The sequence below is a fragment of the Paraburkholderia xenovorans LB400 genome, from assembly GCF_000013645.1.
In the GTDB taxonomy this organism is placed as follows: Bacteria; Pseudomonadota; Gammaproteobacteria; order Burkholderiales; family Burkholderiaceae; genus Paraburkholderia; species Paraburkholderia xenovorans.
In genome coordinates this window covers 2,066,065-2,086,696 of the sequence record NC_007951.1, presented here as the reverse complement: position 1 = coordinate 2,086,696, position 20,632 = coordinate 2,066,065, and the positions used below count along the sequence as shown (strand labels likewise).

Annotated in this window: 24 protein-coding genes, 1 tRNA gene and 3 pseudogenes; 8 read left to right on the top strand and 20 right to left on the bottom strand. The window is 59.3% G+C overall.

The window, feature by feature from the left end:
- Positions 1 to 6: 6 nt before the first annotated feature.
- The 5 genes from BXE_RS09255 to BXE_RS09235 form a co-directional block, all read right to left on the bottom strand.
- Positions 7 to 471, bottom strand: coding sequence for a hypothetical protein (locus tag BXE_RS09255; RefSeq protein ID WP_011488068.1), 465 nt, complete (start codon positions 469 to 471; stop codon positions 7 to 9).
- A gap of 1,206 nt (positions 472 to 1,677) precedes the next feature.
- Positions 1,678 to 2,190: a phosphate-starvation-inducible PsiE family protein gene (locus tag BXE_RS09250; protein WP_011488066.1), complete on the bottom strand. Its 513-nt coding sequence runs from the start codon at positions 2,188 to 2,190 to the stop codon at positions 1,678 to 1,680.
- A gap of 209 nt (positions 2,191 to 2,399) precedes the next feature.
- Positions 2,400 to 2,957 (bottom strand): Hsp20/alpha crystallin family protein, encoded by a 558-nt coding sequence (locus BXE_RS09245; protein ID WP_011488065.1) that lies wholly within the window; start codon positions 2,955 to 2,957, stop codon positions 2,400 to 2,402.
- 90 nt (positions 2,958 to 3,047) lie between these two features.
- Positions 3,048 to 3,461 (bottom strand): Hsp20/alpha crystallin family protein, encoded by a 414-nt coding sequence (locus tag BXE_RS09240; RefSeq protein WP_011488064.1) that lies wholly within the window; start codon positions 3,459 to 3,461, stop codon positions 3,048 to 3,050.
- 15 nt (positions 3,462 to 3,476) lie between these two features.
- Positions 3,477 to 3,914 carry an Hsp20/alpha crystallin family protein gene (locus BXE_RS09235; RefSeq protein WP_011488063.1) on the bottom strand — a complete coding sequence of 146 codons (438 nt, stop codon included), beginning with the start codon at positions 3,912 to 3,914 and terminating at the stop codon, positions 3,477 to 3,479.
- 262 nt (positions 3,915 to 4,176) lie between these two features.
- Here BXE_RS09235 and BXE_RS09230 point away from each other — a divergent pair.
- Both BXE_RS09230 and BXE_RS09225 read left to right on the top strand, forming a co-directional pair.
- Positions 4,177 to 4,398, top strand: a pseudogene (locus tag BXE_RS09230) (hypothetical protein); the annotation flags it as partial.
- A 40-nt stretch (positions 4,399 to 4,438) separates the two neighbouring features.
- Positions 4,439 to 4,672 (top strand): hypothetical protein, encoded by a 234-nt coding sequence (locus tag BXE_RS09225; protein ID WP_049782139.1) that lies wholly within the window; start codon positions 4,439 to 4,441, stop codon positions 4,670 to 4,672.
- 441 nt (positions 4,673 to 5,113) lie between these two features.
- Here BXE_RS09225 and BXE_RS09220 read toward each other — a convergent pair whose 3' ends face one another.
- The 3 genes from BXE_RS09220 to BXE_RS09215 form a co-directional block, all read right to left on the bottom strand.
- Complete coding sequence (locus BXE_RS09220; protein ID WP_011488060.1) at positions 5,114 to 6,343, bottom strand: efflux RND transporter periplasmic adaptor subunit; 1,230 nt, start codon at positions 6,341 to 6,343, stop codon at positions 5,114 to 5,116.
- Positions 6,344 to 6,541: 198 nt separating this feature from the next.
- The gene (locus BXE_RS44125) at positions 6,542 to 6,775 is read right to left on the bottom strand and encodes a DUF3460 family protein (RefSeq protein WP_081435505.1); all 234 of its coding nucleotides are present in this window, start codon (positions 6,773 to 6,775) and stop codon (positions 6,542 to 6,544) included.
- 667 nt (positions 6,776 to 7,442) lie between these two features.
- A complete protein-coding gene (locus BXE_RS09215; RefSeq protein ID WP_038458019.1) occupies positions 7,443 to 7,724 on the bottom strand; it encodes a hypothetical protein in 282 nt (93 codons plus the stop codon).
- A 1,104-nt stretch (positions 7,725 to 8,828) separates the two neighbouring features.
- Here BXE_RS09215 and BXE_RS09210 point away from each other — a divergent pair.
- The 4 genes from BXE_RS09210 to tnpC are packed head-to-tail and all read left to right on the top strand — an operon-like array spanning position 8,829 to position 11,722.
- Entirely contained in the window at positions 8,829 to 9,314 is a 486-nt protein-coding gene (locus tag BXE_RS09210) for a hypothetical protein (RefSeq protein WP_407668615.1), read from the top strand.
- Between the two features lie 33 nt (positions 9,315 to 9,347).
- A complete protein-coding gene (gene tnpA, locus BXE_RS47855) occupies positions 9,348 to 9,776 on the top strand; it encodes an IS66-like element accessory protein TnpA (protein ID WP_011488055.1) in 429 nt (142 codons plus the stop codon).
- Positions 9,773 to 10,117: an IS66 family insertion sequence element accessory protein TnpB gene (gene tnpB, locus BXE_RS09200; protein WP_011488054.1), complete on the top strand. Its 345-nt coding sequence runs from the start codon at positions 9,773 to 9,775 to the stop codon at positions 10,115 to 10,117. Before tnpA ends, tnpB begins: the two co-directional genes overlap by 4 nt.
- Before the next feature lie 30 nt (positions 10,118 to 10,147).
- The gene (gene tnpC / locus BXE_RS09195; RefSeq protein WP_011488053.1) at positions 10,148 to 11,722 is read left to right on the top strand and encodes an IS66 family transposase; all 1,575 of its coding nucleotides are present in this window, start codon (positions 10,148 to 10,150) and stop codon (positions 11,720 to 11,722) included.
- Positions 11,723 to 12,700: 978 nt separating this feature from the next.
- Here the strand turns inward: tnpC and BXE_RS09190 are convergent.
- The 12 genes and pseudogenes from BXE_RS09190 to BXE_RS09135 all read right to left on the bottom strand — a co-directional run bounded on the left by BXE_RS09190 (position 12,701) and on the right by BXE_RS09135 (position 19,401).
- Positions 12,701 to 13,018: an H-NS family nucleoid-associated regulatory protein gene (locus BXE_RS09190; protein WP_038456327.1), complete on the bottom strand. Its 318-nt coding sequence runs from the start codon at positions 13,016 to 13,018 to the stop codon at positions 12,701 to 12,703.
- A 99-nt stretch (positions 13,019 to 13,117) separates the two neighbouring features.
- The gene (locus BXE_RS09185) at positions 13,118 to 13,354 is read right to left on the bottom strand and encodes a hypothetical protein (RefSeq protein WP_038456331.1); all 237 of its coding nucleotides are present in this window, start codon (positions 13,352 to 13,354) and stop codon (positions 13,118 to 13,120) included.
- A gap of 41 nt (positions 13,355 to 13,395) precedes the next feature.
- Complete coding sequence (locus BXE_RS09180; protein ID WP_011488051.1) at positions 13,396 to 13,971, bottom strand: hypothetical protein; 576 nt, start codon at positions 13,969 to 13,971, stop codon at positions 13,396 to 13,398.
- Between the two features lie 365 nt (positions 13,972 to 14,336).
- Positions 14,337 to 14,567, bottom strand: a complete 231-nt coding sequence (locus tag BXE_RS47175) for a hypothetical protein (RefSeq protein WP_038456335.1) — start codon at positions 14,565 to 14,567, stop codon at positions 14,337 to 14,339.
- Between the two features lie 199 nt (positions 14,568 to 14,766).
- On the bottom strand, positions 14,767 to 14,970 hold the full coding sequence (locus BXE_RS09170) for a cold-shock protein (RefSeq protein WP_007584087.1): 204 nt from the start codon (positions 14,968 to 14,970) through the stop codon (positions 14,767 to 14,769).
- Positions 14,971 to 15,195: 225 nt separating this feature from the next.
- Positions 15,196 to 15,447, bottom strand: a pseudogene (locus BXE_RS09165) (response regulator); the annotation flags it as partial.
- Between the two features lie 315 nt (positions 15,448 to 15,762).
- Entirely contained in the window at positions 15,763 to 16,035 is a 273-nt protein-coding gene (locus tag BXE_RS09160; RefSeq protein WP_011488048.1) for a CsbD family protein, read from the bottom strand.
- A 734-nt stretch (positions 16,036 to 16,769) separates the two neighbouring features.
- Positions 16,770 to 17,093, bottom strand: coding sequence for a ferredoxin FdxA (gene fdxA, locus BXE_RS09155; protein ID WP_011488047.1), 324 nt, complete (start codon positions 17,091 to 17,093; stop codon positions 16,770 to 16,772).
- Positions 17,094 to 17,362: 269 nt separating this feature from the next.
- A tRNA-Lys gene (locus BXE_RS09150) sits at positions 17,363 to 17,435 on the bottom strand.
- Between the two features lie 49 nt (positions 17,436 to 17,484).
- Positions 17,485 to 18,048 carry an Hsp20/alpha crystallin family protein gene (locus tag BXE_RS09145; protein ID WP_011488046.1) on the bottom strand — a complete coding sequence of 188 codons (564 nt, stop codon included), beginning with the start codon at positions 18,046 to 18,048 and terminating at the stop codon, positions 17,485 to 17,487.
- Positions 18,049 to 18,503: 455 nt separating this feature from the next.
- Complete coding sequence (locus BXE_RS09140) at positions 18,504 to 18,911, bottom strand: Hsp20/alpha crystallin family protein (protein WP_011488045.1); 408 nt, start codon at positions 18,909 to 18,911, stop codon at positions 18,504 to 18,506.
- Between the two features lie 36 nt (positions 18,912 to 18,947).
- A pseudogene (locus tag BXE_RS09135) lies at positions 18,948 to 19,401 on the bottom strand (Hsp20/alpha crystallin family protein).
- A 371-nt stretch (positions 19,402 to 19,772) separates the two neighbouring features.
- On the opposite strand from BXE_RS09135, the gene BXE_RS09130 reads away from it, so the two are divergent.
- Both BXE_RS09130 and BXE_RS09125 read left to right on the top strand, forming a co-directional pair.
- Complete coding sequence (locus BXE_RS09130) at positions 19,773 to 20,036, top strand: hypothetical protein (protein WP_011488043.1); 264 nt, start codon at positions 19,773 to 19,775, stop codon at positions 20,034 to 20,036.
- An 88-nt stretch (positions 20,037 to 20,124) separates the two neighbouring features.
- Positions 20,125 to 20,499, top strand: a complete 375-nt coding sequence (locus tag BXE_RS09125) for a hypothetical protein (protein WP_011488042.1) — start codon at positions 20,125 to 20,127, stop codon at positions 20,497 to 20,499.
- The last annotated feature ends 133 nt before the right edge of the window (positions 20,500 to 20,632 follow it).

The following is a 20,632-nucleotide window of genomic DNA, read 5'->3' as shown; positions in this document are numbered from 1 at the left end:
AATCCTCTAAAGGTTCTCGGTATCGGGCCGGATCTCGAATGAGAACGCGTCACGCATCACCATGCTCCCCGGCCGGCTGACTGGCTTTCCCCCATCCTGCTTCTGATTCTCTCTGACAGCCTCCGCGCGCGGTACATTGTCCTTGCTTACCTTCTTCACACGGGGCGATGGCGCGGCATTGCTCCGTGCTGACTCCTTTACTACCTGTCGAGCTGGCTTGTCTTTCTTCGAGGGATATAACGCATACTTGACCGAGCCAACGCTAAAATCGACGCCATTCTTCCTTGCATGATCAACGATTTCTTCCAGCGTATAACCCTTCTTCCTCACCGCACCGATCACCGGACGCATCTCTTTCATCGCGTCGGTAATCGAGACGCGCTGCTCGGCCTCTGGCTTGACGGGCAGTGACTCCAGGGAGCGAGCGAGCTCATCCCATTGCGCTCGGGTATAGCTTTTCCCAACCGGCATGGTTCGCTCCGTCGTGCTTTCTTCATCCCATCTTGTTGACTCAGGAATCCGCCGTCAACACCTGTTTTCGGCCTTATTTTCTTTATTGGCACATCATGGACTCAGACGGATGGCGTCGGAATAAAAGAAATATTTTGGGCGCGCGTGGCAGGAGCAACAGACACAGGCCGGAGTCCGGGAAACGCACCGTAAACCTTCGAGGGAAACGCACAGCGGCGGCGCAGTCGCGGAACGATCCCTACCAATGGACAGAAGCGCTTTGACCATTAGGACACGCACGAGGACTGCGCCGACAACGACACGACAAGCGCGCAGACTATGCCCCTGTCCTGACGAACCTCCGATAGCCCTTATGGCGTACTCTCGGAAATGAGCGCGCAGATTTTGAGAGATCAATAGCCACCTAAAGCAGGTTGATCTAACTGATTCAGAGCATGCGATTGCCGACTCCAACTGCGCCCTCGCCGATAAGTGGCATTCAGATGTCGGACGTGGACCGGACCACTACGCAGGAATCGGTCCGCCCAGTACACTGGGTCGATCAATCGACATCTCGCACTCGAGCGACGCGGTACGCGGTCGCACAAGGGAGATCAGCGGACTCATTGGGAGCATCCTACGAACGCCGCTCCTTAGCTCACGGAAATTTTCAACGGACCTCGCCGAAAGCATTTAGCCAGCAGATAAAAAACGAAGTTAAAACGAGGGATGGCAGGATAGGCTACCGCCGGTTTTGGGCGCCGGACCACCCAGCTATCGCATATATCCTCATCGCGTCTCAGACGTGTGAAGGTCTTCTTCGCTTGTGCCGAAATACAGAATGCTTGGTTCGCTTACGACGTGTGGGCTTTCATCCCTCTCTCTTCCGTATGGTTATAGGTATGAGACAGATATTGATCCTCTTGACGAGCTCTGTCGTCGCCCAGCGTTGTAATTTTTAACATCGACTTGGCTGTAGCCTCGCTGAGGTGCAGCCGGTGGCCAGTATTGCCGGCGGATTGAACGGAAGCAAGATCGAAAGCTCTGGCCTCGGATAACAATTGTCCCGTGCTTTGTCTCATGCCGAGCATGCGCATGACCACAGAGGGTGATCATCTGCCGGCGCTGAGTCTGAGTCCTTGCAAATCGCAGTTTTAATTCGAATTCGATTGGCGTTGAGATGCTCCTGGCGCGGGTGACCCGCTTTGAAAGCACCAACAGCAACAGTCATTCCGCGAAGCGCTCTGCGTCGATCGGATCATCGCGTTGACGCATGAGCCAATAGACTCCGCCCAAAGCGAGAAGCGCAGCGGCCAGCGCGCCTATCCGGGCAGGATCCGTGCTCGGGTCAAGCACGATGAACTTGCGCGCAATCGCAAGCAAGGCAATCAATACGACCGTCTTTGCCTGCACGATATGGTCGCGTCGCAGCATCACGCGAATAATGGAATGTTTGAATTCCATCGCAATCAGCAGCGTCATGACCATGCCGAAGACCGTCTGGAATACCGCGTGATCCATCGGGTTTAGCGCCTTCAACACAAGCAATGCCACTACCGCCCGGATCAGTTGCCAGAGCGATATGGCGATAATGACGGAAATAACGACGCTGAGTATATGGGCGACAGCCGCTTCGAAGCGCGCGTAAAAGCCGAGGACGCGCCGCTCTAACCGGAGTGCGTCTATCACTCCGCGGGACGTATCCGCTTTTTCATTTATCGGGCGTCGAGTCTTTTCCATGGCCACCGACATAGCCGGGTTGTTTCCACCATTTCCACCTACGTTTTTCATGGCTCAGTTTCTCGTTTGTCGAAACAAGTTCGATCCTCTGCGTAGCGTATCGGGTACGCCCCCGTTGGAGGTGTAGACGGCAACGTCGCCGCGCGGCGTGGCGCATGACTGCCGCGCCGCGCGACGCGTCCTGCCGTCCGGCCTGTGCCGGGAAAAACTCATTTGATCTCAACCTTCCTGATCGTGGGGCGCGCAGAATCCGTCTTCGGCAAACGCACCGTCAGGACGCCCTTGTCGAACTTCGCATCTACCTTGTCGACGTCCACCCCATCGGGCAGCGGAATCGTGCGAGTGAAGGCACCATACGACCGTTCCAGCCGGTAGCAGCCGTTTTCCTCGCTTCTCGTGTCCTGTTTCTTCTCGCCACGCAGCACCAATACGCCCTCTTCGATCGATGTCTGCAGATCTCCGCGATCCATTCCCGGTAACTCGGCGGTAATGCGCAGCACATCGCCGTCGTCGACGACATCGATGCGTGGCTGGAACCACGACGAACTGAAGTCGCCGAACCATCGCTCAAGCGCGCCTCCTGCGAATGGATCGTGCAGCAACTCGCGCATCACCCGCCACGGGTCCGACGAAAAGAGCCGGGAGGCGTCGGGCCACTCGGTCAGCCAGTTCTTCGTTGTGGGTGGATTCGACGAAGGTTTCTCGCGCCCGTTTTGCGCTTTGCGCAGGAATTTGAACGGATTCCATTTACTCAGCTCAATGTTCATTTCGCCCTCCTACAAGTTGTCTGGATGCGGCGAGGGCGCCTGGACGGCGCGCCCCGTTGTTTCCTCGTTGTCGTGATGACGTGCTCCGGATTACCCAGCCTTGACGTCGATGCGACGAGGCCGTGCTTCTTCCCGGCGCGGGATATGCAACTTCAGCACGCCGTCCTGCAGGTTCGCCTCGATCCGGGCGGTGTCAAAGTCCGGGCTTAGCGTAAAGGCGCGGTAGTAGCCGGGTACCTGCATTTCCGCACGCTGCAACCGCAAACCATCGGGTGTCGGCACGCTCGCCTCCGCTTCGATCACCAGATTGCCGTCCAGCACCTTCACCGCCAACCGGTCTTTCGAGACGCCAGGCAGATCGGCCACAACCGTGATGTCTGCCTTGTCCTCGAAGACATCGACGGCCGGCACGATGGACATGCGGCGCTCCACGGACTTCGCCGGCGTGCTTTGCACCCCACTGGTTTGCGCCTCGTGCTCGACAACTTGAGTTGCATTGCTCATGGCTACCTCCTCAGATCATTGGACCGTAATCGACCGGGGCGTGGACGACTCACGCTTGCCGACCGTCACACACAGACAGCCGTCGACATACCGCGCCTGCACCTTGTCAGGATTCACGTTCTGAGGGAGTTCGATGACCCGCCGGAACGCGCCAGCGAAGCGCTCCTGAGCGTAGATCTTCCGGTCGATGTCGTCGGACACCGGGGGTTTGCGTTCGCCGCTGATCGTCAGCAAGCCCTTGTCGATCGAAACCTCGAGGTCAGCGGCCGTCATGCCTGGTGCGAATGCGACGATCTCGATGGTGTCGTCGGTGGCGCCGATGTTGACCTGCGGGAACGCACCACGCCTGACGGAGCGGATGCTGGACGGGAAGTCCCCGAAGAGTTCGTCGATCTGCCGCTGAAGGCGGTCGAACTCGCTGAAGAGATCGTTCCCGAAGTAGAGATCACTCATGGTCGTATCCTCCTTTCGTCCACAAACTGGAGGCGAACGGGCTTATGCGCTCCAGTCCGCCTGCCAGATAGCTGACAAACAAAATGAAACGCAGCGCGCCAGATCCACCGGCGCGACTGCCTGAGCGAGACACAGGATAGGGACACTTCCGCGAAATTTCAAGGGAGTGCGCTGCATCGTCCCAAGGCACGTCACCCAAGCCTTGAAATCCGCTCGGGCGACCCTATTCTTGGCGCGCATGCGTTTTTTCAAGGAGACGACTATGGATTTCGACGCAGAATGGCTGACGTTGGGCAAGCACCGGGTGAGGTTCCGCTCGACACGTGGTTTTCCGACTGAGACATTGCGGACGGTTGCCGACGTGGCGCGTCTGGCGATTGAGAACAACATGAGCGCACGTGCGCGGCTCGTAGAGGTCGTGTTTCGGGACCTGGACAAGGCGTACGACGTCTTCGTCGGCACCACTGTGACGGAAGGACGAATCGACGGCGCTGGAGCGAATGTGAAGTCACTGGCCGCTGTCAATGCAGTTTATCGGACCGTCGTCTGACTTTCTCGCTGATATCCATGTCCGGGTCGTCGATGCTCACAACAACGAGGTGCTGCACGCCGATTCGCAAGGCCCATTCATGCTGGTCAAGCAACGTCCCGGCCGCTATACCGTGCACGCGACTTACAAGAACTGCGACCAGACGAAGACCGTCAGCGTTGCCAGCAATGGAGCTACGCGGGCGGCATTCTACTGGAACGTTGAATAGCGAGGTAAGGCTGCCCGGGCGGCCCGTGTTATCGCCTGGATCGTCGATTGGACAAATGCCACGGGCTCGCCTCGTGGCATTTGTTTGACGGGGCCGCTTAACATCTTGTTACCTACGTCCGCACGGAGGAGCGGCTGTCTTGCGGCGACGCTCCGCCGTAGAGCGTACGGGCGGCTCGATCTGTCGTCACCGCATGTCATTCCTCAGGCCAGCAGGAAGGCTTCTACTCGGCACGACAATGCGCCCTCCCGATCGTTCGGCAAACATCGCCAGGAGACGGCATTCTGGCATCCGAACGCGCGTTCAGAAGCCAGTCTGAGGCAGTGCATTCAAACGCGCATTGCAGGCGCTGCTCGAACTGGTCCGCGGTTCGAATTCGTCCTGCCTTCCAGGCATGCGGTTTTTGGCCTCGTATAGGTCGACTTCATTTGAGCCCCTGCTTTACGACGTTGGTAATCTCACCATCTGTTGGCCAGGAACGATGCGCACGTGCTCTCCATCGGCGATGGAATCGCTGGGGTTGATAATGATCTTGTCCGCTGGACCGATACCGCTTTCGATCTCAAGCGACTCGCCCAGGTCGCGACGAATGACGATTTTCCGTAACTGAACTTTGCCATCCTGACCGACGACCGCCACGCGAGGCCCTTCCGAACGAAACACCAGCACATTGTCCGGAACGAGAAGCGGCCCGTCAGCAGAGAGCCGTAGCGCCACCTGTACATACGCACCTGGTCTCAGCCTGTTATCGGGGTTGGGTAATCTCACTTCCAGCTGCAGCGAACGGGTCGAGGCATCGATTGCGCCGGAGATATGAGCAATCGAGCCGTGGAACCGTTGCCCAGGCAATTCAGCCTGTGTAACCGTCACGTCCTGCCCCTGCTTCACATTCTGTGCGTAAGCCTGCGGTAGCTGCACATACACCCTCAGCGGGTCCGCCTGCACCATCGCAAAGAGCGCGCGGCCCGACACATTGCCTGCATAGACCAGGTCGCCTATGTCGACATTGCGCTGGGTGATGACGCCGGAGAACGGCGCTACGATGCGCTTGAACGCCTCCAGTTGCCGCAGACGCTGCACGTTGGCGTCGGCTGCCTCGAGACTGGCAACGTCCTGCATATATGTGCTCTGGCGCTCTTCCAGTGCCTGCTCGGACGCTACATCGTGTTCGCGAAGTTCCTGCCAGCGCTCGTATGAAGTCCTGGCAAGTGCCAGAGTCGCGTTCGCCTCGTTCCGTTGCGCGATGGCCTGTGCCAGTTCCTGGTCGATCTCCGGTGTGTCCAGAATCGCAAGCACCTGCCCCCTTGTCACTCGCGTGCCAATATCAGCGTACCAGTGCAACACGTAACCTGTTGCCCGGGAATAGATCGGGGATTCGATGTATCCGTGTAGCGTGCCAGGCAAGAAGATTTCACCGCTGCCCGATACCTTTTTTGGCAACACCACATTGACGTACTGCGTGCTGCCGTCGTCCTGTGGCTTTACATAGCCCGGTGTACTCGTCATCAGGCCGGAGACGAATACGTGTACGATGCCCAGTGCTACCAGGGCAAGAACAATCGCGCCGCCAATTATTGCACCCGCTCGTTCCGGCACCCGGGGCTCGAAGGCACCAAGTCCGGTCCTTGGCTGCGCGGGAATGACGCGCGAAATGGAAGTTTGTTCGTTCATGTCATTCACCTGGGTGGCAATCATGGTGGCCGTCACGAATCGGTCGGGACACGCCTTTCCCGGGAACCGCGGCCACTGGAAGCCAGGCTATCGGGCACTGCCACTTGTAACAGTGCGGATTCTCCGAGCTAATGCATATGCGTGATTCGGATCCTCGCAAGGCCTCATGAACTGCCCGAGCAGGCATCGCTGTGCGCGTTACACACGCGTACCCCGCGGAATGTTTAAAGTCCGGCGAGGCGGGTTCTCATAATAGACATAACCCTCCCGCGTAAATGGTTCAGCAACGAACCAGGGGCGCCCGTCGGGGGCCGCAGGCAATTTGTCCCATTGCAGCGCTCGACCTTTTTCTTGCTGTTCCGGAATATCCGGGTGGCCAAGCTTTAGCTGGTTCAGAAACTGGTCAAATTCAGAAAGATAAAAGCGCTCCATTTTCAACCTCTACATCTGATGCATGCCTAATGAAGGCTGACGAGGTCGCCGCGATGAAGATCCAGCAAACGATCTCTGATGCTGTACGGATGACATGCAACCCTTATACAGAGCATCCCGGTCGTTCAATGCATTTCCGGCACCTCCGACGTCCTTCTGCCTTGCCGCCTCTGGTTCGCAGCCCTCACGGTGATAGCGGGACCGCACACTTCACTTTCGATGCGTGGCGAACCGTAATTGCGCGCAATTCACATAGACGAGCCCGCACAGAATCACAGTCGCGGGCGCAGCGACAGCCGTGTTTTCCGCTTTCGCAACTGCTCTCATTGCTCGCCGAAGCACGATGCGACCTGAACCGCCGGTCGACCCATGGCAAGTCTGCCGCTTAGCAACTCCACTGAAGAATGTGATCGCGCGATATTCCGTCGATTATCCGAAGCGACCATGCTTCGATAACGCGGATGCGCCCGCGATATCCCAGCGTCTTACGTCGCCGGTCGTCGAGTTGAACCGGCCATGAGCAGAACTGCCGTGAAATCATCCGACGCCTGCGTCCGGCTCCTCTTTAGCCAGTTCGCGAATTGGCGTATCGTTGGCATCAACGTAAGTTCACTTCGCCTGGTCGAGTAGCCCGTGCGTCGCCAGTCGCGCTCATGACCTTGCCTCTCTATGCGGCGAGAATCATCGCACCGCTCGGGTCGTCCAACGCCCCATCGTTAATCGCCTGCACCGCGTAATCCAGTGCCTCTCCTGCCGCGCCATCCTTGCTGGCCCACCGCTGGCTAAAACGGGGAAGATGCCAGTCGGACACGGTCAATCCGTCTCGTTGGATCTGTACAATGGCGATGTAACTATCCGGCGATGACTTCCGTGCCCCCAGTTGGCGTACGGCAATCGGGCGAACCTTGATCGTGTGCCCTTTCCAGGACGTTTCTATTACGTCGAGCATAGTAAGCCTCCAGATCATCGGGACGGCGCCATCGGGCGCCACAAATCTCCTGTTCCAAATCGCGGCGCACTCAGCGCGAGCTTCCCAACCAGGCGCGCCGCGGAGCCATGTATTTCCCACATTGCGTCACTCATCCACAACGCCGATCTCCTGCTATTCGAAAAGCGGCGCTTCAGGGTCGGCGGCTACTATCCGCATGAACAACGGATGGCTTCGCTAATGTCTCCGTTCAAGCCGGAACCCAGCGGCCGCGCTTAAAGCGCAAACGAACTCTCCATAGGAAACCTGTCTCTCCAGTCGGTGCCATTCCAAAGCCAGACAACCGACGTAGCTGGATGCAAAGTACAAAGTTCAGCGTCTTCGGACTCGTATCGCTCCATCGCTAGTCGAAGTACCCATTGGCGCGACTACAGTTGCCGTTTCGGCTACGCCACCCTCGACGACATTAACGAACTTGCCGTGTGATGAAGACCGGTTGTCTGGCGAGATTCAAAATAGGATGCACCCGGGCGGATTTCAAGGGGTAGATGACCGCAGAGAAGAGCTTCCCGACCCACCAGGCTGGCAACCGGTCGGCATATTCGGCGTACCTGATTCATGGCAAAAACCGGATCGTCCGCTGCCTAGGAATGGGACCAATGACGTAACAATCTGAAAACTTGAACCCAGTTTTTGTAATTGATTTTCCATCGGGTGTTTCCTACGTTATGACCGGTCTGGTTAGTAACGCTTGTATGCGGGGGCCGCCGCGTTTTCCCGGCGACACTCGCATCAGGCACTGTCCATCCGGTATCAGGAGAACATCATGAAACGCGTAAACCTTAGCCTGGCGCTGGCTGCCATCGCGGCGGCGTGCGCGTGCGCACCCGTAGACGCTGCACGTGTGGGCGTATTTGTCGGTGCCGGAGTGCCCTATTATCCCGTGGCGCCGGTTCCCTATTACTACCCACCGGTAGTAGCAATCCCAGCTCCGCCAGTGAGCTATGTAGAACAGGCTCCACAAGCGACTTCTTCCAGTGACGGCTCCGGTACGTCGAACACGCCGTGGTACTACTGCGATGCGTCGAAAGCCTACTACCCATACGTCAAGAATTGCCCTGCAGGTTGGCGCCCTGTCGCCCCGCAGCCTTCGGCCACGAACTGACGGGGGGCAACCGTTATGAACTCCTCAAAGCTGTTGTTTCTTGCAGCGATCGGGGCGCCCATCGGCTTCCTGGAGCGTGCGCCGAACTTCCGACCGCGCCGAGCGTAATGGCCCTTCCCGGCACCGGCAAGACGTTTGACCAGTTCGAAACGGATGATGCGACCTGTCGTCATTTCGCATTAGGCCAGGCAGGTGGCGCAGGCGCCAATGAGACGGCGGCGAACACCGCGCTGGGCGGCGCCGCAGTGGGCACTGCACTTGGCGCTGCCGCGGGGGCCGCTTTCAACGGTGGCGCTGGCGCGGCAGTCGGAGCAGGTGCAGGTCTCCTCGCGGGCAGCGCCTTCGGGACGGCAGCCGCACGGGGTTCCATCTATAACGCGCAACGCCGCTATGACGTAAGCGGCTCAGTGCGGCCGTTTGCCCATGCTGATTTTTCCTATGCATGATGGGCGCGTCTAGATTGACGGAGCCAGTCAGCCATGTCGAGCGCAGGGGAACGTGTCCACAGTCATCGCACGTATACGCGAGAATTCAAGCAACAGGTGATCAGGGAAACGTTGGAGCCTGGCATGTCGGTGTCGATCGTTGCCCGACGGCACAACATCAACACCAACGTCGTGTTCTCGTGGCGACAGCAGTATCGGGACGGCCGGCTGACGCTGGATAACGCGGCCGAACTGACAACGCCGCGTTTGGGCTTGCTTGCCGTCGATGTGATCGATGTTGCGGAGTCAGCGATGCAGCCGGCCTCGAACGTTGTATCGAAATTGCCGGACGACATACCCACGCCTGCGCCGCCCGCCGCGCTCATATGCGAGATTGAGGTGGAGATCGGTAAACGGCGCGTGACGATTCGTGGTCTGTCTGCCGATCGAGCCGAAGCATTCCTGCAGGAATGCCTGAAATGATTGCACTGCCAGCTGGCACACGCATCTGGCTTGCTGCGGGTGTGACAGATATGCGCTGTGGTTTCCAGGGACTGGCTGCAAAGGTACAGACTGCGCTTGACGAAAATCCACTGGGCGGCAACCTGTACATCTTCCGCGGCCGCCGTGGCGATCTCGTGAAACTGCTGTGGGCAACCGAAGACGGACTTTGGCTGCTCGCAAAACGATTGGAGCGAGGCCGTTTTATCTGGCCACAGGCCGATGGTGGAAAGATCCATCTCACGAGCGCCCAGCTGTCGATGCTTCTTGAGGGCATCGATTGGCGGCAGCCCCGACGTACCGCAACTCTGTCGATGTTGTAAACCGCGCCGAAGGCTCGTAAACTGCGACGCATGTCTAAAGATGCGCCGCTTCCCGCCAGCGTCGCTGAGCTCCAGGCCCTGGTGCTCAAGCAGCAGGCATCGATCGCGAACATGGTCCGGGAGATCGCCGCCCGCGACGACGAAATCGAACGCCTGAAGGCGCAGATCGACAAGCTCAGGCGGATGTACTTTGGGAGCAAGTCCGAAAAACTGGCCCGCCAGATTGATAAACTCGAGGCGCAACTGGAAGACCTGACAGCCGGCCAGGGTGTTGCAGAGACGCGATGGCATCAAGACAAGACATCGCAGGCGCCACCCGGTCGGGCGCGGACGAGAGAACCGTTGCCGCCGCACCTGCCGCGCGACGAAATCGAACTCACACCGGATCCAGCTTGCCCCAGATGCGCAGCGCCGATGCAGCGACTCGGCGAGGATGTATCCGAGCAGCTCGCCCGCGTGGCAGCCGCATTCAAAGTGATCCGCACGATACGCCACAAGCTGTGCTGCCCTGATTGTGGTCAAATCGAACAGCCCGCGATGCCCAGCCTGCCGATTGAGCACAGTATCGCGCATCCAAGCCTGCTGGCCGATATTGCGGTATCGAAATTCGCGGATCACCAACCGCTGTATCGCCAGTCGGAGATCGCGGCACGCGACGGCGTGACGCTGGATCGTGCCAGCATGGGTCGCTGGATGGGGCAGATCGCCGAGCTTTGCATGCCACTGGTCGAAGCGCTCCAGCGCTACACGTTGCGCCCCGGAAAACTGCACGTTGACGACACACCTGTCGCCGTGCTCGCGCCAGGCAGCGGAAAGACGTCGACTGGCCGCTTCTGGGTCTATGTGCGCGACGATTGCCGCTCGGGCTCGACTGACCCGGCTGCGGTATGGTTCGACTTCTCCTCGGATCGCAAAGGCATCCATCCTCAATCCCGGCTCACCGGATTCCGCGGCATCCTGCAGGCTGATGCCTACAGCGGGTTCGACAAGCTGTATGCCGGCGGACAGATTCACGAAGCGGCATGCTGGGACCACGCGAGGAGGTACGTGTACGATGTTCACGTGCACACGCCGACTCCGGATACCCAGAAACTGCTCAATATGATCGGTGAGCTCTACAGTATCGAAGCGGAGATCCGTGGCAAGCCACCTGACGAGCGGTTGCGTGCGCGTCAGGAAAAGAGCAAGCCTTTGCTCTCGACGTTCGAAGCGACGATCAGGGCAAAACTGGCGACGCTGTCGAAGAAGTCCGCTCTGACAGGCGCGATTAACTACTCGTTGAACCACTGGGCTGCACTCGTGTTCTACTGCGAGGACGGTCGCGCCGAGATCAGCAACGTCCTTGCCGAGAATGCCCTGCGTTGTGTCGCGCTCGGACGCAAAAACTATCTGTTCCTGGGCTCCGACAGTGGTGGCGAGCGCGCCGCAGCGATGTATAGCTTGATCGCGACGTGCAAGCTCAACGGAGTCAACCCGCGTGCCTACCTGGAATACGTCCTGACCCATATCGCTGATCACAAGATTACTCGCATCGACGAATTGCTACCTTGGAACGTGGTCGGCAAACTGACTCCGCCCGCCCCATCTACATCGCTAACCGGATAGGTCTGGATAGGTCTGGAGAGATCGTGTCCACGATCGGCCTAGATCATGGACACGATCTCCCGTGATCTAGACGGATTCCACCACGTCAACACCATCATGCATCACGCGCGCGCGAATCGATAAACGGCCGCGCTGAGCCGCTTACGCTATGACCATGCCTACCTTCAGTGCATGTATGCGAACGGCGAACGCGTGCCGGTGCGCGCCGGCATGATGTCCACTCCGTCGATGGGAACCTCGCCCCTGCCACCTCCCCCGCCCGGAGCTTTGCCGCCCCCAACCGGCGTCGTAAGATTCCGCCTTCGTCCGGGCCCGTCGCTCAAGATCAGGCGACGGGCCTGTTTCGCGGCAACGAGACCGCGGCCACGGTAGCCTGGCCTGAGGTCAACTTTCCAGCCAGTCGCGATCGCGCGCTCAAGTCACCCGCACCGCCGATCGCGCGCCGCCCATAGAAGCCAGGTTCGGTCGTTCCCAGACTGACCGTTCCTTCCGCGGGACGCCGTCACCCGGTGCCTCTGCCACGGAGCCTCGAATGGTCGCCGGGCGACGCTGTCGTACCGAACCATCTGGCCGTAGTCGGGGATAGCTATATTGCCGGCGCACTGTGTATATCGATTGGGTGATCCGTCTGAAGCCGAACCACATCGTGGCACATCCGGAAATATGTCGTGATCTGGATTCACCGGTTCAGGCGGCTTTTGAATACCCCCTGACCAAACCGGTGAATTTTAGAGGCTTCGCTGCGTTTTACCTGATACTGGAGGAAGTCCAGCGCTGAGCCTCCTGATCGCCAGCCTGCCCTCCGAGAGGAGAAGCAAGCACTACCTGCTGCTAGAAACGTCGTCATTCGCCGCCATTTATTCGAGGCAAGAGCAGATATGCCGTGCGGCTTTACTGGCCGTTGATGCATGCCGGTGTAGCGGTAATTCGATCAGCGATGTCTTGATCAGGGGACAACCGGAAAACATAAAGGATGGCCTAACGGGGGTTCGGCCGCGCGAGTGGACTGCCGGCGAACGGGTCGTTAGTCCAGTCTGCACCCGCCGGCAGCGGTGGCCTGGAAGCCGACCCTGATGACAGTTCAAAGTGCCCAATGGACTGTCCGGCACTGATCGCCTGCTTCAGCCATTGTGGCATCGTCCCTTCGCCGCTCCAGCTATCGCCATTCGCGCTGCGGTAGCGGCCGCCTGCCGGTTCGGCCGCGAGTACTGCAGCCAGATCGTCCGGGCTGATGCCGAAGTCATCCATGCGGTGACGGAGATAGGCAATCATGCTGTCTCGCTTGCGTTCGTCCATGGAACATCTCTCCTTTTAAGTCGGTGTGCAGTGCTTCTCGCAACCGCAGGTGGCAAAGCGCGCGAGGCAAGTCTGCTTCTCACGCTTTTGCCGACAAAACTATCCGTCAGGACCGAGAATGACGTCGATTGACGCCTGGCCGGCAATCTCCGCGACGAAGTAAGCCCAACGACGGGAAAACGGGCCACCGTGAACCTTGATACGCTGGCCTGGCGCTGCCACTCCCGTGGCATAAGTCGGTCCCTCTATGCGGAAACAGGCGTCAAACATGTCTTTGGAAGTGGGCGCCAGGTCAATATAAATGTCGAACCCGCGATACCTGACCGTTCTTTGCATACTGCTTCTCCACCTTCCACAATACAGCGACTGCCGCTGGTTCACAGACGCTGAACTGCACCCACGTAACTCTTTGTCGCGTCTTTCAGTTGCTGTGCTGCGACCTGCACAGGCGTTGGCAGCTCGCTCAGTGCGAGCTGGGTGACAACACCATCCAGACGTCTGCGAAGTTCTATCACGAGATCCATGACGCTGGCGTCACCAGCACGGCGGCGATTGCTCTGCCGGGAACCAACCAGTGAGCAGTCTACAAGACGATCAACCTTGCGAAAGTACGCCTGGGCCGCCAGACGGTGCCTTGTATGGAGTGAAGCGATATTCGACTTTGAAAGGCAATCTTTAACCACGTCGACATTCATACCAAAATGAATCTGCAACGCGTCGGAGGCATCAGCGCGGTGAAAACACGCCACCTGATCGAACAGTGTTTCCCCCTCTCCGTCGATCAGATCAATCCAGACCTCACCGTCTTCGAGTGCCTGTCCCGAGGGATGAATCACCCGTTCGTCCTCATTGGCGGCAGCGAGCATCCGGTGGCCGTCGACGTCATCGACCGGCATTTCGAAAACCTCGACCAGTTCCCCGCTTACCGCGACCTGCATGACCAATAACGCCATCTCTGCTCCTTGTGATGCGACTGACGGGAATAGCGTTGTGCAGATCAACCGACCGGATCCCGTGATCCGGTCAAGTGACAGTCTTGCCGTCGCAAGGCTGGCCATCTTCGAAGCTTTTCATTGCGACGTTACGTAACCGGCATGATTGACGCGGGTGTGACACACATCGTGCGTCGTGGGACTCATCATGCAGTGGGCATCCTGCGAATCGCTCTGCGACGAAACGAGGGCGAGGCGCTCAAGCCGTGTCGCCGGAATGCACTGGTCCATTCTGTATTGATGCGATCAGACAGGTCCGGCACCAACGGCTTATCGAGCCTCGATCGCTGTCCGTCTTGCCGCTACTACGCAGGGGGAAGCGTCGACTAACCGCGACTGTCGACCCAGTCACGCGCCCAGGTTGTAGCGTGTCCCAGGGCCTGCGTTTCGTTATCGAAATAGTCGAGCGCGTGGAACTTGTAGGACACTGGCTCGGAGCAAAGCGCATCGCCCCTGACGAGCAGAAGGTTGGCGGCAAACCAGCCGTCCGGTAACCGATGGGCAGCGGGGGAGACTGAATAACCGTTGTAGTGGTGAAGGTCTTTATTATTTTGCATAAGCGATAACCGGGCAACACCCGCACGACATCCATGCCGTACAAGCGAAATAAATTGAAAATGGGGCGAGACGGATCGTGTCAAAAAGACAAATGATGCGCACGTTGAAACCCGGCGATCAGATCGGGAGCGCATGGCTCCGCGAGGATGGTAGTCAGGCGAATAACCAAAGGGCCGGTAGACCGGCCCTTGAAATACTTTACTGCGGCGAGATATTCGCGGCCTGCATACCCTTCGGGCCGCGCTTTGTCTCGTAGCTCACCTTCTGGTTTTCTGCGAGCGTCTTGAAACCGTCGCCGCGAATTTCCGAGAAGTGAGCGAAGAGATCGTCGCCGCCAGCATCAGGAGTAATGAAGCCAAAGCCTTTGCTATCGTTGAACCATTTGACAGTACCGGTATCCATGAGAATTCCCTGAGATAGAAATAACAGCTCCGTTGCGGAGCGACAAAAACTTCAAGGAAGAGGAGAGGATAACGAGTACCGCGCAGAAGAGGCGGAAAATGCTGATCAGCAATCGAACTTCTTGAGTGTTCAAAGTTCACAATACAGTGGCAAGCCGGGACTGTCAACGCATTTCGGAACGCACGTCATCCGCGTCGCGGACTGCTCAGACAGCCGGCGGAGAAATCAGCTCGTGATTCCCAGAATGACAAATTCGGCGAGCGCCTTGACATCGGCTGGCTTCGCGACATGCAGATCGAATCCGGCCGAATAGCATTTAGCGGCCACCTCGTGCGGTGGCATTTCCCCGGTAATGGCAACGAGCAACATCCGCTTGCCCGAGGGTTCGGTGCGTCTCACGCGCTGCGCGACTTCATATCCGCTTGCGCCGGGCATATCGATATCCAGCATGGCCGCGTCCGGCTGCCAGGTGGAACAGCACCGGAGCGCGTAACCCCGTCGGTGGCGGTCCGCACTTCAAAATTGTGGGCTTCGAAAAACGCTGCGACCGCCGCGGTTGCGTTGCCGTTGTCGTCTGCCAGGAGAAGCTTTTTGCGCATATGAAAGTGCATCAGAGTATGGGCAGCGACCGCACCGGTCTTGCCCGGTTCACGAACGCAGCCCGCCGCTCCCGGCGCCACCACTGTCCCGACGGTCATCCGTTTGCAGAACGTCCCTCGCCTCCTCACTGCCATGGTCCAACAGGCACGCACAGTGTTACAGGCCGCGGCGCGGCTGCCGACCGAGGCAAGCTTACCGGTCGTCGCGTCTGGAACCGCCGACGCTCCATATGGCACCGGCAACAAAGCTCGCAACGGCAATCACGACCAGCGTCGCAAAGGGTTTGGCGGCAGTTGTCTCGCGTACCACGCTGACGGCGTCGGCGCAAAGCTGCTGCGCCTTGCCGGAGAGCTCCCTGGCCTTTCCTGCCAGTTGCGTCGCGGAGTCCCCGGCTAGCGCGCCGGCCGCGTTCTGAACCTTGCCAGCTACTTCCTGGACCGCACCTTCTGCCTTTTCCGTGTCCATTTCTATGCTCCCTCGTTGAGTTGGGTACTACGCACGCGATACCGTGCAGCTTCGCACCGCCATCGGCGAAGTCCAACTGACGCGATAACATTCAAGTGCTCGCGGAGCCGCAAGAAGCAGGCCCAGCCAGGCAATCACCGGGATTGCCGGAAAGCAAGGTCCGAAGCGAAAGGAAACGACAGACGTGAGGCGTACGCGATCGTTCCCCCTACGGCAGCCAGCACAGGTCCCGTGGCGAGTCCACCGCATAAACGCGTGCATTGCCTGTCCTGCAAAGAGCGTGCACACCGGTCGGTCAGGATGCACTCGCGATCGGAAAGCATACATCTGCATCAGCTTCTGAAAGGGGGAATGCAGATAACGGCTCCCCTGCGCAGCGGCGCGGCCAACCGGTTCCGCAGCGCTGGTAAATGTGGGTGACGTCTTTACAGACACGTTGCAATTCCGGGCTGTGCAGCGGTGACGTCCAGGCCGGATGGCGTCCTGCGGCGACGAACTGGCCAGCAGTTCGGACGCGATGTCGGGACTGGAGCAAACCGCTCGCGAGCGGACCCACGTGCTGTGGGTGCAGAAGAACCGTCCGCGGGGCGGCCCAACGAATATTGGCAACTGGTCCTCGATTTTTGAGCGCAGTAATCGTCGGAAATCCGTTGACTCAACGCGCGGCGATTCCCAGACCCAATCGTTCCCTTGATAACATTGCCACGGAGCATCCGCGGCGTTAATGAGCCAGTTCAACGCTCCAGCAGACCAAACTTGTCCTTGACGTCCTTGAACCGGTCCGCTTCCGCGAGTGGCGCCTTCGTCTTCGTAATGCCCGGCCACCGACGCGCCAGTTCCGCATTCAGTTTGATGAAATGCCGCTGGTCGCGAGGGACATCATCTTCAGCATAGATCGCATTCACGGGACACTCTGCTACGCATACGGCGCAGTCAATGCATTCATCCGGGTCGATCGCGAGGAAATTCGGACCTTCACGGAAGCAATCCACTGGGCACACATCGACGCAATCGGTATAACGACACTGGATGCAGCTTTCGGTCACAACGTGAGTCATTCCGGCTCCTTCAGCATTTGTGGTGGCGGTCCGTGCACCAGCATAGGTACGGCACCTGGATGACTAAACATGGCGATGCCCTCTCGTGCATCTCGCCAGAACAAGATGCCGTTACTGCGGTTGAATCTGGCGCAGTGTCAAAGCCGGCCATCCCATTCACGACAGGCATGGTTGCCCGCGAGGCGCCGCGAGCGGTCTGCAGGGGCCAACCGTTACGGCGGCGCCCCCGATCCCGTTGAGAACGGTAATGGCTGCCCGTGCGTTCGATGTGGGTCGTACTGGATTCGAACCAGTGACCAACGGATTAAAAGTCCGCTGCTCTACCAACTGAGCTAACGACCCGAACTGCTCCCATTCATTCACCTCGCAAGCGCAACGTTGCCATCCGACGCTAGCCGATATCAATCGTGCGGCTCGCGGATCGCAACTGCTCCCGTTTTGGCACCGTCAACGTAAGCACGCCCTTGTCAAACTTTGCGAGAGCGTGGTCCGGATCAGCGTTGTCCGGCATCGGGATCGTACGCGTGAAGACCCCATATGCGCGCTCAAGCCGATAGCAGCCGTCTTCCTCACTGTGCACGTCCTGCTTTTTCTCACCGCGCAACACCAGTGCTCCGTCCTCGACGCTAACGCTCAGATCCTCCCGCTCCATACCTGGCAGTTCGATGGTCACGCGCAGTATCTTCCCTTCGTCGACCACGTCGATGCGCGGCTGGAAACGCGAGGAACTGAAGTCACCAAACCATCGTTCGAGCGCTCCGCGCGCTGCAAACGGATCGTGAACGAAGTCCTCCATCGCACGCCAGGAATCGCGCGAGAAAAGTCGAGGAATGTCAGGCCACGCGGCACGCCACTGTTCGCTGGCTGGCTGACTTTGCGGGTTGTCCGTGTCGGACTTGCGCGCTGATCCACGAAGAAATTTGAAAGGGTTCCACTTTTTCAGGTCGGTGTTCATCGTATCCTCCTCGACGCTCTGGCAGGAAAATGGGATATCCGTCCGCGCTCACACTGCAACGCCCCTGCTCACGCCGTTGGACTACGTCTCACGAGCGGCCACCGTCGCCTCGCGCGCTGCGTTCGCGAATACACTGCTCGCAGTCAGCCAGACGGCGTAAGACAGCGCATTGCGCCTCGCATCAGCAGCGGCCACCTCCCGCCTGGCGCCACGCCGCCGATAGCAGTCGGCGAGCAGCCGGGCATCGCATGCCGATCGTTACCAGCGCGACATATCCATCAGGGGACGGCCAGTCCTCTCGCTAACCGGCGCACCAACACGGCCCGGGCGCTGATCGCGTCTTCGCGCGAACGTTCTTCCATGACGTTCTTCATCCGCTCCTTCACGAACGGCGGCGGCCTCGCCCTCGCGGCCGTCACCGCTTTTCTCCTGTCGTCGTTGCGGGTCTTCCGGGCTCAGTTCGTCTGCACCTCGATCCGTCGCGGCCTTGCTTCGTCGCGGCGTGGAATGGTCAGCTTCAGCACGCCATCCTGCAGGTTCGCGTCGATCTTCGATGTGTCGAAGTCCGGGCTCAGCGAAAACGCCCGCGCGAAACGCGATTCACGGATCTCGGCATGCTGCAGCCGCAAACCGGCCGGTGTCGGCACAACCGCTTCAGCCTCGATATACAGATTTCCGTCGTGCACCTTTACATCGAGTTTGTCCTTTGTGACGCCTGGCAGGTCCGCCCACAGCGTGATGCCCTGGCTGTCCTCGAACACGTCGACTGCCGGTGTGAGCGTCATCCGTCGTGCCGGCTGGTCGCCCTCGCGTCGTGCTACGGCTTGCTGGTCGCGTTCAGCAACCTGAGTCCTGTCGTTCATGGCTTACTCCCGGATAAGTGGCGTTAACAACTGGCATTACTGGACGGTGATGGCACGCGGCCTGGACGCTTCGCGCTTGCCGACGGTAATCGACAGGCAGCCGTTGGCGTAGTGCGCCTGCACCTTGTCGGGGTCAGCGTTCTGCGGCAGCTCGATCACCCGCCGGAACGCGCCGGCGAAGCGCTCCTGCGCATAGGTGCGGCTGTCGTCGCGCGTATCACCACTGGCCTCCGACCGCGCCGGCTTGCGCTCGCCAGCAATCGTCAGCAGCCCCTTGTCGATCGACACGTCGAGTTCAGCGGCATTGATGCCCGGTGCAAATGCGACGATCTCGATGGAGTCGTCGGTCGTACCAATGTTGACCCTGCGGGAAGGCGCCGAGGCGGCCAGCACGGATGCTGGACGGCAAGCCGCCGAACAGACTCGTCATCTGTCGCTGCAGACGGTCGAATTCGCTGAACAGGTCGGTTCGGGAATAGAGGTCACTCATGGTCATATCCTCCGTGGTGAAGCCTGGAAGCGGACCGGCCTACGCGCTCCGGTCCGCCTGCCAGTTGCTGGCAAACAAATCGAAACACGCAGCGCGCCTGATACACCAGCGCGCCTGCGTGAGCGAAATCCAAGATAGACACCACAGCGAAAATTTCAAGGGGCCGAGATGATAGTGAAATTCCGGTCTTGAAAACCGCCTGCCAGCCCCTATTGTCGCGATGCGTTGCAAGGAGGACACCATGGAGTTCAACTCGGACTGGCTGACGCTGGGCAGTCACCGCGTCGGACTGCGCTCGACCCGAGGCTTTCCGACTGAAACGATGCGAAACGTGAAGGGGGTCGTGGGGCGGCCAACCGAAAACCACATGCGTGTGTGCGAGACCGGTCGAGACCGTCTTCCCACAGGAGCAGACCTACGATATCGCCGTCGGCACGACCTTGTTGGAAGACAACGTTTGTGCGCAGCAACTGGAAGCGGCGATGACGATAGTGCCCGGCCTGCTGCCGGAGCAGGTGAAGATGACCGTGACGACCGTAAGCCAGGGAAAAGTCGAACTGCACTTTGGCGTGTATGCGTGTGCGTGTGTTAGCGCGCTCGCCGAGAAGCTGGGTTTTTTGCCGCCAATCCAGTGATCGTCGGGAGATCGAGCTGTCCCGCAGCGGCGGTCCGTTCGCCGGTCACGCCCTGGATCAAACCATCAAACCAGACGGGAGCAGCACCATGAAAAAACGCTCACAGACACTGCTGGCGTCGGCCGTGCTGGCCGCCGGCTCGGCGGCTGCGGCGGTAGCCGCTGAGCCACCCCTGAAAACGTTGCCGTCGCAACAGGACATCTGGATCACTGGCACGATCCAGCGGGGTAACGGACAGTACGCACCGGGCGACTATACGTCGCTCCGGCTCGACCGTCCGTCAACGTCGCCCTGTAACGACAAGGTCGTGACCGACATCGTGCTCGGGAAAGCAGGCATACCAGACCCTTTGCTCCTGCTGCCTTATCTGGGGCAGCGGGTCGCCGTCAACGGACGCGTTATCTGTCCGGATAACGGTATCCGGTTTACACCGACGCCTGATCTGGTGTTTCCTATCTACTGACGGCAGCCGCGGCACGCCCGGAGCGCGAACCGGCTCGGGCTTTGATAGGTGGCCTGGCTGTTAGCCGGTCACGACCTGACGTAATGCCGATGCGCATGCTGTCTGGCCGGGCGCTATATCGAGATTCATGTGT